This window comes from Streptomyces morookaense (assembly GCF_013030945.1).
Classification (GTDB): Bacteria; Actinomycetota; Actinomycetes; order Streptomycetales; family Streptomycetaceae; genus Streptomyces; species Streptomyces morookaensis.
In genome coordinates, this window is sequence record NZ_JABBXF010000019.1 from 1 (window position 1) to 12,547 (window position 12,547).

The following is a 12,547-nucleotide window of genomic DNA, read 5'->3' on the forward strand; positions in this document are numbered from 1 at the left end:
GCACCCTGCGCGGCGGGCCGGACCCGCGGGGCCGTGCCCGCACCCGCGTCCGCGGTACGGGCGCGCTCGGCGTCCGGCGTGGCGGGCTCGTCGCCTTGGCGGGGGTGGGGGACCGGGTCCGTCGTGCGGCAGCGCTCGTCGGGGTCCGGGGCGGCCGGGTCACCGCCCTGCCGGGCCTGGGGCGCCGCCCCCGCCGCAGCGGCTCGGCAGCGCTCCCTGCCCGGTGCCGCCGGGTCGGGGTCGTGGTGGGTGCGCGGGGGCGTGCCGTACGCCCCGGCCGCGCTGCGGCCGGGGGCGGCGTCCTCGCCGTGCCCGTGCGCGGGAGCGTGCGCGGGCTCGGGGGCGCTTCCGTGGGAGTTGGGATGCTCCGTCACGCGTGGGGTTCCATCCGTCGGGGCTGTGCAACCCGCCCGAGGGGGCGGGTCAGGCGCGTCGCAGGTTGAGGAAGATCTGGATCTCGGGTGGTACGTCCGTGCTCGCCGGGGCGTACGCCAGCGAGCTTTCCCCGGCGATCTCGAAACCCGCCTCGCGTACGACCTCACGCAATTCGTCCCGCAGATATCCCGATACCCGGATCGTGTGGCCCAGGAACGGAATCGCGTAGTCGTCCACGTCCGCCTCGACCATCGAGAGCGCCAGCAGGCCCCCGGGCCGCAGCAGCGCGTGCAGCATGCGCAGCGCGTGCGGGATCTCCGGGCGCGGCAGCATCAGCAGGGCGAAGAAGGCGGCGACACCGTCGAAGGTGCCCAGCCGGCCGTCGCGCAGCGCGGCCAGGTCGCCCTGGTGGAAATCGGCCTCCGGCACATTGGTACGGGCCAGATCAAGCATGCCGGGGGAGAGGTCGTAGCCCACCACCGTGTGCCCGGCGTCGGCCAGTTGACGGGCCGTCGGCAGGCCCGTGCCGCAGCCCAGGTCCAGGATGCGGGACCCCGGCGGCAGGGCCCCGGCCAGCCAGGCGCCGGCCGCGAGCTGGCCCTCCTTGTGCGGGAACGCCTCGTCGTAGCGGTCGCCGATGGCGTCGAACGCCTCCGCCTGACCGCTGCGGTCCAGCCCTAAGCGGGCGTAGCCGTCGTAGTCTTCCCGCTGGTCGTCACCGCTCACGGCTCCGCCCTTTCTGCGACTGTCCTGTGCGACGCGACGTGTGATCGTCCGTCATATGCCGTGCGGTCGTGCTTCCTTGCGAGTACCGCGGAGGCCGATCCTACGGTTGCCCCGAGGGGAGACGGCAAGCGGTCAGGTCGGGAGGCGGTCGGGGAGCCGGTCCCAGTCGCCGGGCAGCGGGGGGACGGTCCAGGCGGGGTCGGGGCGCCAGTTCTCCCAGCCGGCGTCGAAGGGCGCGGCCCAGGACTCGATCAGGCGGACCGCCGCCCGTCCGGCGTCCCGCACCCGGACGGCCCGGCCGGCGCTCATCAGGCCGGCGCGCTGCGCCTGCGCGAACTCGTCCTCGTCCTTCCACTCCCAACTGCGGTCCGGGTAGACGGCGATGTCGAGGAAGTGGTCCTCCGAGTCGACGCCGCCCGCCCAGCGCACCAGCGGCTCCTCGAGGTTGACGTACCAGTTCCGGAACCGCCAGCCGTCGTCCCAGAACAGCCAGACGGACCAGGGCTCGCCGGGCCGGGCGAGCTTGAGCACTCCCGGGCCGTGCCAGCGGGTGCGCGAGGTGGTGCGCGGCTTGGTGTAACGGGTGGCGAGCGGCTCCTGGTGCACGGGGGTGCCGTCGGCGAGCAGCGGCTTGACGCAGTCGGTGCCGGGGGCCATCCACACGGCGAGCAGTTCGGCGGTGTCCCGGACCACGGTGACGGGACGGCAGATGTGCACGTCGTCGGTGGCGTTGCCGCGGTAGCGCCAGAGGATGTGGTCCCCCGGGGCCCAGGGGGCGGCGCCCGCCGCCGTCGTGTTCACCGTGTCCGCCGTCATGGGCAGATCTTAGGTGTCCGGGGCAACGGGCGCCGTGACGTGTCCCACCCCTGGGGGTCCGGACGGGTACGCGGGTGCGGGTTCGCTGTGGTTGCTCACGCAGTTCCTCCCCCAGCGCCCCTTACGGGGCGGGGTACCGCCACTACGGGTGCGTCATGCGCAGGACGTCCAGGGCCTCGTCGAGTTGCTCGGACGTGATCAGGCCCCGTTCCACATAGCCGCCCTCCAGGACCGTCTCGCGGATCGTCTTCCGTTCGGCCAGCGCTCTCTTCGCCACCTTCGCCGCCTCCTCGTACCCGAGGTAACGGTTCAGCGGGGTCACCACCGACGGCGAGGACTCCGCGTACTCCCGCGCCCGTTCGACGTTGGCGGTGATGCCGTCGACCGTGCGGTCGGCCAGCAGCCGGCAGGCGTTGGCGAGGAGCCGGACGGACTCCAGGAGGTTCTTCGCCATCACCGGCAGCATCACGTTGAGCTCGAAGTTGCCCGCGGCGCCCGCCGTGGCGACGGTCGTGTCGTTGCCGGTCACCTGGGCCGCCACCATCAGCACCGCCTCCGGCACCACCGGGTTGACCTTGCCCGGCATGATCGACGAACCCGGCTGGAGATCCGGCAGGTTGATCTCGGCGAGGCCGGTGCGCGGTCCGGAGGCCATCCAGCGCAGGTCGTTGGCGATTTTGGTGAGGCCGACGGCGATGGTGCGCAGCTGGCCGCTGGTCTCCACCAGTCCGTCGCGCGCGCCCTGCGCCTCGAAGTGGTTGCGGGCCTCGGTCAGCGGCAGCCCGGTCGCGCGGGCGACCTCGGCGATGACGGCGGCGGAGAAACCGGGCGGCGTGTTGATGCCGGTGCCCACGGCCGTGCCGCCCAGCGGGAGTTCGGCCAGGCGCGGCAGCGAGGCGCGCAGCCGCTCGGCGCCGTAGCGGATCTGTGCCGCGTAGCCGCCGAACTCCTGGCCGAGGGTCACCGGGGTCGCGTCCATCAGATGCGTCCGGCCGGACTTCACGACGTCCGCGAACTCCCCCGCCTTGCGCTCCAGCGCCGTCTCCAGGTGCACCAGCGCCGGGATCAGGTCGCCGGTCACGGCGGCCGTGGCCGCGATGTGGATGGAGGACGGGAAGACGTCGTTGGACGACTGGCTGGCGTTGACATGGTCGTTGGGGTGGACGTCGCGGCCGAGGCGCTCGCTCGCGAGGGTGGCGATGACCTCGTTGGCGTTCATGTTGGACGAGGTCCCGGAGCCGGTCTGGAAGACGTCCACGGGGAAGTGCTCGTCCCAGCGCCCCTCGGCGACCTCGTCCGCCGCCGCCTCCACGGCGGCGGCGATGTCCGCATCGAGCACGCCCAGCTCGGCGTTGACCCTGGCCGCCGCGGCCTTGACACGGGCCAGTGCGGCGATGTGCGCGCGCTCCAGGCGCTGGCCGCTGACGGGGAAGTTCTCCACGGCCCGCTGCGTCTGGGCCCGCCACTTGGCATGGGCGGGGACACGGACCTCGCCCATGGAGTCGTGCTCGGTGCGGTACTGCTGCGCGGTGGCGTTCTCGCTGTCGTTCATGGTCGTCGACCTCCTGACCAACAGAGCATCCGCCCCGTCAATCCTGTTCCCGGTGTTCCCAAATCCACAACTGACGAGTAAATACCGCGGGTAACAGAAAACACCGGGGAGGCTTCATGACACGCAGACCCACCCTGCGCTGTGCCCTCGCTTCGGTCACGGCCCTCGCCGCCGCCCTCGGCGGCCTGGCCGTCACCGCCCCCGCCGCCCACGCGGCCGCCCGCACAGGGGTCACCGCGCTCAGCCCCGAGCTGGAGAAGATCCGCGCGGCGGAGTCGGCCGAGCTGTACGGGGACGCCGCCGAGCGGCCGCTCGACCAGCGCAAGACCTCGCTGGTCTCGCTGGGCGACAGCGAGATATCCGGCGAGGGCGTCGGCGTCTACGAACCGGGCACCAACGGCCCCGTCAACTGGTGCCACCGCTCGCCCGACGCCGCCATCCACCGCACCGGGATCCCGGCCGACGTCACATACAACGTCGCCTGCTCCGGCGCCACCACCGCCAACATCCGTATCGGCGGCACCAAGCAGTACGCGGACGAGCTCGTCCAGAGCGACAACCTGGCCGTCAAGGCCCGCACCACACGCGTGAAGATGGTGCTGCTCGTCGCCGGCGCCAACGACGACCTGCAGTTCGGTCCCGTCATGACCGACTGCGTCGAGCGCTACCTGTTCCTGCAAGGTCCCTGTCAGCCCAAGTACGCGCCCGGCTGGCAGGCCCGCGTCGACGGGCTCGTCCCCAAGGTCGAGCAGACGGTGCGCGACCTGCGCAAGGTGATGACGGACGCGGGGTACGCGGACGGCGACTACAAGCTGGTGGTGATGGGCTATCCGAGCCCCATCGGCCCCGACGTCGAGGACAACCCCGACTTCCCCGGGAAGCTGGCCGGCGGCTGCGTCGGCTACACCTCCGACGCGGGCTGGGGGCGCAACGAGGCCGTGCCGGCCTTCGAGCGCGGCATGCGCAGGGCCGCCCGGGACACGGGCGCCGTCTACCTCGACAACTCGCGCCTCTTCCACGGGCACGAGGTGTGCATGCAGGACACCTGGGCCCGCGGCCTGTGGATCGACCTGACGAACCCGATCCCGCCGGACGCCAACTCCGTGCGGCAGTCCTTCCACCCCAACGAGCGCGGGCACGGCGCCTTCGCGTCCTGCCTGACGCAGCTGTACAACTCGGGCTACCAGGAGGCGGGTTGCGCCGACCCGGCGAGCACGGGCAAGCCGGTGCTGCACCAGGGCGCCTGGGACGACGCGTTCCGCCCGCTGAAGAACGCGGCCACGGGCACGTGCGCCGACGCGTACGGCGCGGCAACGGCCAACGGCACCGAGGTGGGCGGCTGGCCGTGCTCGGGTGCGCGGAACCAGGAGTGGTGGTACGACGGGTCGTTGCACTCGGCCCTGTCGCACGCCCGGTGCGTGGACGTGCCCGGGGGCGCGTACGCGGCCGGGGCCGCCGTGGAACTGTGGCAGTGCCACGGCGGGGCCAACCAGCGCTTCACGCACGACGGTTCGACGTTCCGGCCTGCGGCGGCACAGGGGCTGTGCCTGACCCTGGCGGGGGCCAAGGAGCCGGTGCGGCTCCAGAAGTGCGACGGCTCTTCGAGCCAGAGCTTCATGTAACTACTACGGGTTGTGGGCAGGCGTTCCGCAGGGCGGAACGGGTGGGCACAACCCGGCCCGCACCCGGCGACGTACCCTGGCCGTAGCTGGCCTGGGCCGTCGGCCCGGTGCGGGCCGTCACTGGTTGCTCGCGCAGTTCCCCGCGCCCCTTACGGGGCGCTCCGCACCGGAATGCTGGTGAACGTCGGCGCCGGCGCCGGATCGGTGAAGAAGTCGTTCCCCTTGTCGTCGACGACGACGAACGCCGGGAAGTCCTCCACCTCGATCTTCCAGACCGCCTCCATGCCGAGCTCCGCGTACTCCACGACCTCGACCTTCTTGATGCAGTCCTGCGCCAGCCGGGCCGCCGGCCCGCCGATCGAGCCGAGGTAGAAGCCGCCGTGCGCGGCACACGCCTCGGTGACCTGCTTGCTCCGGTTGCCCTTCGCCAGCATCACCTTGGAGCCGCCCGCCGCCTGGAACTGCTCGACGTAGGAGTCCATGCGGCCGGCCGTGGTCGGGCCGAACGACCCGGACGCGTAACCCTCCGGCGTCTTCGCCGGACCCGCGTAGTACACCGGGTGGTCCTTGAGGTACTGCGGCATCTCCTCGCCCGCGTCCAGCCGCTCCTTGATCTTCGCGTGCGCGATGTCACGGGCGACGACCAGCGGACCGGTGAGCGAAAGCCGGGTCTTCACCGGGTACTTGGTGAGTTCGGCGAGGATCTCGTCCATGGGGCGGTTGAGGTCGATGCGGACGACGTCCTCGTCGCCGAGGTGCTCGTCCGTCGTGTCCGGCAGGAAGCGCGCCGGGTCCGTCTCCAGCTGCTCCAGGAAGACGCCCTCGGCGGTGATCTTCGCGACGGCCTGGCGGTCGGCCGAGCACGACACCGCGATGGCCACCGGGCAGGACGCGCCGTGCCGCGGCAGGCGCACCACGCGCACGTCGTGGCAGAAGTACTTGCCGCCGAACTGGGCGCCGATGCCGATCTTCTGGGTGAGCTCGAAGACCTTCTCCTCCAGCTCCTTGTCACGGAAGCCGTGGCCGAGCGGGGAGCCCTCCTCCGGCAGCTCGTCCAGGTAGTGCGCGGAGGCGTACTTGGCGGTCTTGAGCGCGTACTCGGCGCTCGTGCCGCCGACGACGATCGCCAGGTGGTACGGCGGGCAGGCGGCCGTGCCCAGCGAACGGATCTTCTCCTCCAGGAACTTCATCATGGAGGCCTCGTTGAGGACCGCCTTCGTCTCCTGGTAGAGGAAGGACTTGTTGGCCGAGCCGCCGCCCTTGGCCATGAACAGGAACTTGTAGGCGCCGCCGTCGGTCGCGTAGAGCTCGATCTGCGCGGGGAGGTTGGAGCCGGTGTTCTTCTCGTCCCACATGGTCAGCGGGGCCATCTGCGAGTAGCGCAGGTTGAGCTTGGTGTAGGCGTCGAAGATGCCGCGCGAGAGCGCCTCTTCGTCGCCGCCCTCGGTGAGGACGTTCTGGCCGCGCTTGCCCATGACGATGGCGGTGCCGGTGTCCTGGCACATGGGCAGCACGCCGGCCGCGGCGATGTTGGCGTTCTTCAGCAGGTCGAGGGCGACGAACTTGTCGTTGGCCGAGGCCTCGGGGTCGTCGACGATCTTCCGCAGCTGGGCGAGGTGCGCGGGCCGCAGGTAGTGCTGGATGTCGTGGATGGCCTCTTCGGCGAGCTTGCGCAGCGCCTCCGGCTCGACCTTGAGGAAGGTGCGCCCGTCGGCCTCGAAGGTGGACACGCCCTCGGCGGTGACGAGGCGGTACGGCGTGTCGTCCTCGCCCAGGGGCAGAAGATCGGTATAGGCAAACTCGGGCCGAGACATCGCGGCGATTCCCTCACTCTGCGGATGATGGTGCTGGCTTCCTCGACAGCCCCTCCAGCGTAGGACGCCGCGGCTCCGGGAGGTTTGTGAGGTAAGGCTCACTCCGTCCCCGCGCCACCGTCCTCTATCGCGATCTATCGCGTTTGGGTACCCTGCTGTCGTGGACGAGTCATCTCTCGAAAAGCGGCCCCAGGACCGACCCCAGGAGCGGCTTCAGGCCCCGACGGCGCCCGCGATGCGCGCCTCCGACGCCGACCGTGACCGCGTCGCCGACATCCTGCGCGAGGCGCTGGCCGAGGGGCGGCTCACCGCCGAGGAGCACGGCGAGCGGATCGCCGCGGTCTACCAGGCCCGCACCGTCGGCGAGCTGGAGCCGCTGGTGCACGATCTGCCCGCCGGGGGGCGCCCCCATGGGCCGGTCGCCGCCGCGCGCCCGTACGACGCCTCCGTGCGCCCCGTCCCCGCGCCCGCCGAGAATCTGGTCGCCGTCTTCGGCGCCGCCGAGCGCAAGGGCCGTTGGCGGGTGCCCGCGCGCACGAACGCCTTCGCGATGTTCGGCGGCGTGGAGATCGATCTGACCGAGGCGGTCTTCGAGCAGCGGGAGATCGTGATCAACGCCTCCGCGGTGTTCGGCGGGGTGGAGATCAAGGTTCCGGAAAATGTTTCCGTGCGTTCTACGGGGACGGGCATCTTCGGCGGCTTCGACGTCCGCACCCACGAGGCGCCGGACCCGGACGCCCCCGTTGTCGTGATCACGGGTTTTGCGGTCTTCGGCGGGGTCGAGGCCAAGGCTCGTCGGGGCAAGCGGCTCAAGAACCTCAGGCCGGGGCAATAGCCGCGGAAACGGGCGTCCGGCGGCGTTCCGGTCATGGCAACGGTGTGAATAAGAGCGCGCACAGCGGGTAAAGCTTGGTGCATCGTCTCTCGTACGGCTGCGGGTGCGAATGGCCGTGCAGGGTGAGACGGCAAGGGTGACTCAACCGGCCGAGCTAAGCCGTCGTCAGGAGTAGACCGTGCTGCTACCGCATCAGCCCCTGCAGGAAGCCGCCGTACCGTCCCAGCGGATTTCCGCTCGGGAACAGGCGGGCCCCTGGCATTCGGAGGCGGTGTGCCGCCGGGATGAAGCCGGGCTCTTCTTCGCGCCGTCGAAGGAACCCACCGCTGCGCGGCTGTCCCGGGAGGAGGCCGCCAAGCGGGTCTGCGCCCGCTGCCCCGTGATGGTCGAATGCCGGGAGCACGCCCTGTTGCAGCCGGAGCCCTACGGGGTGTGGGGCGGGCTGACGGCCGCCGAGCGCCGGGTCGTGCTGGCCCGCCGCCGGCGCCGCGAGGCCGAGCTCCAGCGCTCGACGCGGGTCGCTGCCGCAGGCTGAGCGCCGTCGGTACGGTTCCTGTCGGGCCGGGCCCCGCCGAACTTGCGGCGGGGCCCGGCCCGTTGTGGCGTCGAGCGCTCGTGCGTCGGCTGCGGGCTCGTCGTGGCTGGTCGCGCCCACGCGGCGGAGCCGCATATGTGACTGCCCCGCGCCCCTGTCGGGGCGCGGTCAGCTGGGGCGCTCGAAGTCGATCGAGCTGTAGGCGCGCAGCTTCGACAGCCGGTGCTCGGACTCGATCAGCCGGATCGTGCCGGACTTGGAGCGCATCACCAGCGACTGCGTGGTCGCGGTCTCCGCGCGGTAGCGCACCCCGCGCAGCAGCTCGCCGTCGGTGATGCCGGTCGCGACGAAGAACACGTTCTCCCCGCTGACCAGGTCCTCGGTGTGCAGGACGCGGTCCAGGTCGTGCCCGGCGTCCAGCGCGCGCTGCCGCTCCTCCTCGTCCTTCGGCCACAGCTTGGCCTGGATCGTGCCGCCGAGGCACTTCATCGCGCAGGCCGCGATGATGCCCTCGGGGGTGCCGCCGACGCCCAGCAGCAGGTCCACGCCCGTGCCCTCGCGCGCGGCCATGATCGCGCCGGCCACGTCGCCGTCGGAGATGAACTTGATGCGGGCGCCCGCCTCGCGGATCTCCTTGACGATGCCCTCGTGCCGGGGGCGGTCCAGGACGACCACGGTGACGTCCTCGGGGGAGGAGCGCTTCGCTTTTGCGATGCGGCGAATGTTGACGGCGACGGGGGCGTCGATGTCGACGAAGTCGGCCGCCTCGGGGCCGGTGACGAGCTTGTCCATGTAGAAGACCGCCGACGGGTCGAACATGCTGCCCCGCTCGGCGACGGCCATCACGGAGACCGCGTTGGCCATGCCCTTGGCGGTGAGCGTCGTGCCGTCCACCGGGTCCACGGCGACATCGCACTCCGGGCCCGTCCCGTCGCCCACGCGCTCGCCGTTGTAGAGCATCGGGGCGTTGTCCTTCTCGCCCTCGCCGATGACGACGACGCCGTTCATCGAGACGGTGTGGATCAGCGCACGCATGGCCCGCACGGCCGCTCCGTCGGCACCGTTCTTGTCGCCGCGGCCGACCCAGCGGCCCGAGGCCATGGCTCCGGCCTCGGTGACCCGGACGAGCTCCAGCGCAAGGTTCCTGTCGGGTGCCTCGGGGCTGACCTCGAGCTGGGACGGCAAGTGATGATCGGTCATCGGGCGGACCTTTCTGTACGGCGGCGGCCGTGGGTGAGGGTGCTCATGACTTTATCGGTTGATTGCGAGAATGAGCAGGGCACCCTACGCATGAGCAGCGTCAAGGCCGTTTCGCGGCATGCCGGGCGACCTGCGTAAAGATCGACCGGGCCATGGGGGACGATGGTGACGTGGCAGGCAGAGACGGCAAGAAGCAGAAGATCCGCAACATGGTGCTGTCCATGGCGGTCGTGATACCGGTGGCGTGGGTCAGCTACCTCTTCATCCCGCACGACGCAGGCAAGGACCCCGTCCGGCCGATCGGCTACCAGGTGGAGCTGGACGCGGCCCGCCGCGCCGCGCCGTACGCGGTGGCCGCGCCCCAGGGGCTCGGCAAGGACTGGCGGGCGACGTCGGTCCGCTACGAGCCGCAGACCAAGATGGGCTCCGTCTGGCACCTGGGCTTCCTCGACCCGCAGACGCAGTACGTGGGGATCGAGCAGAGCAACGGTTCGCCTGCCGTCTTCGTCGACGATGCCACCCAGCAGGCCGAGAAGACGGACAAGACCGTCCAGGCGGGCGGCCTCACCTGGCAGCGCTACGAGGGCTCGAAGTACAACGCCCTGGTGCACGAGGGGAGCGGGGTGACGACGGTGGTCACCGGCACCGCGACGTTCGAGCGGCTGACGGAGATGGCCGCCGCGCTCAAGGCGGAGAAGGCGAAGAGCCCGGAGGGCACGCCGTCCGGGGCCCCCTCGGCGACGCCGGCGGGTTGAGACACACAGAGGGCCGGGCGCCGCAACGGCGCCCGGCCCTCTGTCGTGCTGTCCGCGGCTCAGACGGTCGTGACGGCCTGGCCGTAGTCCAGGCGCGGGCCGCGCGGGCGGTAGGCGTCCGCGGCCGGGCGGCCGATGTTGACGATCATCAGCGGCGTGTGGTCGTCGTCCAGGAACTCCTTCTGCACGGCCGCGGCGTCGTAGCCGGTCATCGGGCCGGCGGCCAGGCCGGCGGCGCGCAGGCCGAGGATGAAGTACCCCGCCTGCAGGGCGCCGTTGAGCGTGGCGGAGGACTCGCGGGCTGCGCGCTCGGCGAAGAAGAGGTCCTTGGCCTGCGGGAAGGCCGGGAAGAGGGCCGGCAGCTCCTCGTGGAACTCGTTGTCCGCGGCGAGGATCGCGACCAGCGGGGCGGCGCCGGTCTTGGCCCGGTTGCCCTCGGCCATGAGGGGCACCAGACGCTCGCGGGCCTCCGCGGAGCGGACCAGGACCACGCGCAGCGGGGACTGGTTGAAGGCGGTCGGAGCGAGCTTGATCAGGTCGTAGACGGCCTGCATCTGCTCGTCGGTGACGGGCTCCTCGGTGAACGCGTTGGCCGTGTGGGCCGCGCGGAAGAGAAGGTCCTGGGCTGCCTTGTCGAGGGCGAGGGTCATGTGGGGGCACCACCTGTCGCGTGGGGTTTTCAAGCTGGCGACAGCCACTCTAGGCGCAAAGTGTATTAACTTTCAACTAAATGTGGAGGGGGTCACCCCGACCCGCGCCGCCCCCGGCCGTCAGTCCTCGCCGGCCGCCGCCTCTTCCTCGTGTTCCTCCCGGGCCAGCGCCGCGTCCAGCCGCGCCCGGGCACCCTCCAGCCAGCGGCGGCACACCTTCGCCAGCTCCTCGCCGCGCTCCCACAGCGCGAGCGACTCCTCCAGCGTCGTACCGCCCGCCTCCAGGCGGCGCACCACCTCGATCAGCTCGTCCCGCGCCTGCTCGTAGCCCAGCGCCGCCTCTGCCTCTGCCTTCGCCTCCGTCGCCATGCGCAACAGCCTAGGCCGGGCCGCCGACAACGGCCCGCACCGTGAACCCGCCCTCCGCGACCCGGGCCCGCAGTTCCTCGTCCGCCGCGACCTCGTCCGCCGCGCGCACCACGGACCCGTCGGCGTGCTGCAGCACCGCATAGCCGCGGCGGAGCGTCGCGGCGGGGGAGAGGGAGACCACCCGGGCCAGGGTGTGCGACAGCTCCGAGTCCGCCCGGTCCAGCAGATGGCCCAGGGTGCGGCGGGCACGGTCCTCGAGCGCGGCGATCTGCTCCTCGCGCTCGTCCACCATCCGCTGCGGGCGCTCCATGCACGGGCGCGCCCGGGCCGCCGCCAGGCCCCGCTCCTCGCGGTCCAGCAGCGCCGTCACACAGCGCAGCGCGCGGTCGCGCAGATGCTGTACGCGCGCGAGTTCCTCGCCCACGTCCGGCACGACCCGCTTCGCCGCGTCCGTCGGCGTCGAGGCGCGCAGGTCGGCCACCAGGTCGAGCAGCGGGGTGTCCGGCTCGTGCCCGATCGCCGACACCACGGGCGTGCGGCACGCGGACACCGTGCGGATCAACTGCTCGTCGGAGAACGGCAGCAGGTCCTCCACGCTGCCGCCGCCGCGGGCCACGATGATCACGTCCACCTCGGGCAGCGCGTCCAGCTCCTGCACCGCCTCGATCACGCGCGGCACCGCGTGCACGCCCTGCACCGGGACGTTGCGCACCTCGAAGCGCACGGCGGGCCAGCGGTGCCGCGCGTTCTCCAGCACGTCGCGCTCGGCGGCGGAGGCGCGGCCGCAGACCAGCCCGATCAGCTGCGGCAGGAACGGCAGCGCCTGCTTGCGCTCCGCCGCGAACAGCCCTTCCGCGGCAAGGGACTTCTTCAGCTGCTCCAGCCGCGCCAGCAGCTCCCCGACGCCCACGGGCCTGATCTCGGCCGCCCGCAGCGACAGTTGGCCGCGCGGGGCGTACCACTCGGGCTTGGCGTGCACCACGACGCGGGCGCCCTCGGTGACGATGTCGGCGACGCGGTCGAAGACGGCGCGGTAACAGGTGACCGAGAGGGAGACATCGCGCGAGGGGTCGCGCAGCGTCAGGAACACGACGCCGGCACCGGGACGCCGGGACAGCTGGGTGATCTGACCCTCCACCCAGACGGCACCGAGCCGGTCGACCCACCCGCCGATGAGCCGGCTCACCTCACCGACGGGCAGCGGCGCTTCGGGGGACGTGGTTGCAGCCATGCGCTCGAGCCTAGCGGCGGGGTGTGACTGGGCGGGGTTGCGGTGGGGACGGCACCGCCGGGCCACG

General features: G+C 71.8%; 12 protein-coding genes and 1 pseudogene. 4 read left to right on the plus strand and 9 right to left on the minus strand.

The window, feature by feature from the left end; translation table 11 throughout:
* The 4 genes and pseudogenes from HG542_RS10570 to HG542_RS10585 form a co-directional block, all read right to left on the minus strand.
* Positions 1-374, minus strand: a pseudogene (locus HG542_RS10570) (hypothetical protein); the annotation flags it as partial.
* 49 nt (positions 375-423) lie between these two features.
* Positions 424-1,101, minus strand: coding sequence for a class I SAM-dependent DNA methyltransferase (locus HG542_RS10575; protein ID WP_171079979.1), 678 nt, complete (start codon positions 1,099-1,101; stop codon positions 424-426).
* Between the two features lie 132 nt (positions 1,102-1,233).
* Positions 1,234-1,917 (minus strand): cytidylyl-2-hydroxypropylphosphonate hydrolase, encoded by a 684-nt coding sequence (gene fomD, locus HG542_RS10580; protein WP_171079981.1) that lies wholly within the window; start codon positions 1,915-1,917, stop codon positions 1,234-1,236.
* Positions 1,918-2,059: 142 nt separating this feature from the next.
* The gene (locus HG542_RS10585; protein ID WP_171079983.1) at positions 2,060-3,469 is read right to left on the minus strand and encodes a class II fumarate hydratase; all 1,410 of its coding nucleotides are present in this window, start codon (positions 3,467-3,469) and stop codon (positions 2,060-2,062) included.
* Positions 3,470-3,585: 116 nt separating this feature from the next.
* On the opposite strand from HG542_RS10585, the gene HG542_RS10590 reads away from it, so the two are divergent.
* Positions 3,586-5,091 (plus strand): ricin-type beta-trefoil lectin domain protein, encoded by a 1,506-nt coding sequence (locus HG542_RS10590; protein ID WP_171079985.1) that lies wholly within the window; start codon positions 3,586-3,588, stop codon positions 5,089-5,091.
* A 149-nt stretch (positions 5,092-5,240) separates the two neighbouring features.
* On the opposite strand, the gene HG542_RS10595 is transcribed toward HG542_RS10590, so the two are convergent.
* Entirely contained in the window at positions 5,241-6,905 is a 1,665-nt protein-coding gene (locus HG542_RS10595; protein ID WP_171079987.1) for a fumarate hydratase, read from the minus strand.
* A gap of 160 nt (positions 6,906-7,065) precedes the next feature.
* On the opposite strand from HG542_RS10595, the gene HG542_RS10600 reads away from it, so the two are divergent.
* A complete protein-coding gene (locus HG542_RS10600) occupies positions 7,066-7,740 on the plus strand; it encodes a DUF1707 SHOCT-like domain-containing protein (protein ID WP_373313098.1) in 675 nt (224 codons plus the stop codon).
* Between the two features lie 178 nt (positions 7,741-7,918).
* Positions 7,919-8,275 carry a WhiB family transcriptional regulator gene (locus HG542_RS10605; protein WP_171079988.1) on the plus strand — a complete coding sequence of 119 codons (357 nt, stop codon included), beginning with the start codon at positions 7,919-7,921 and terminating at the stop codon, positions 8,273-8,275.
* Positions 8,276-8,443: 168 nt separating this feature from the next.
* Here HG542_RS10605 and glpX read toward each other — a convergent pair whose 3' ends face one another.
* The gene (gene glpX, locus HG542_RS10610) at positions 8,444-9,475 is read right to left on the minus strand and encodes a class II fructose-bisphosphatase (protein WP_171079990.1); all 1,032 of its coding nucleotides are present in this window, start codon (positions 9,473-9,475) and stop codon (positions 8,444-8,446) included.
* Positions 9,476-9,645: 170 nt separating this feature from the next.
* On the opposite strand from glpX, the gene HG542_RS10615 reads away from it, so the two are divergent.
* Entirely contained in the window at positions 9,646-10,230 is a 585-nt protein-coding gene (locus HG542_RS10615; RefSeq protein WP_227728154.1) for a DUF4245 domain-containing protein, read from the plus strand.
* Between the two features lie 59 nt (positions 10,231-10,289).
* Here HG542_RS10615 and HG542_RS10620 read toward each other — a convergent pair whose 3' ends face one another.
* From HG542_RS10620 to xseA, 3 genes are all read right to left on the minus strand, one after another.
* Positions 10,290-10,880 (minus strand): malonic semialdehyde reductase, encoded by a 591-nt coding sequence (locus HG542_RS10620; RefSeq protein ID WP_171079994.1) that lies wholly within the window; start codon positions 10,878-10,880, stop codon positions 10,290-10,292.
* Between the two features lie 120 nt (positions 10,881-11,000).
* Positions 11,001-11,249: an exodeoxyribonuclease VII small subunit gene (locus HG542_RS10625; RefSeq protein ID WP_171079996.1), complete on the minus strand. Its 249-nt coding sequence runs from the start codon at positions 11,247-11,249 to the stop codon at positions 11,001-11,003.
* A 10-nt stretch (positions 11,250-11,259) separates the two neighbouring features.
* Positions 11,260-12,480 carry an exodeoxyribonuclease VII large subunit gene (gene xseA, locus HG542_RS10630; protein ID WP_171079998.1) on the minus strand — a complete coding sequence of 407 codons (1,221 nt, stop codon included), beginning with the start codon at positions 12,478-12,480 and terminating at the stop codon, positions 11,260-11,262.
* Between the last annotated feature and the right edge of the window lie 67 nt (positions 12,481-12,547).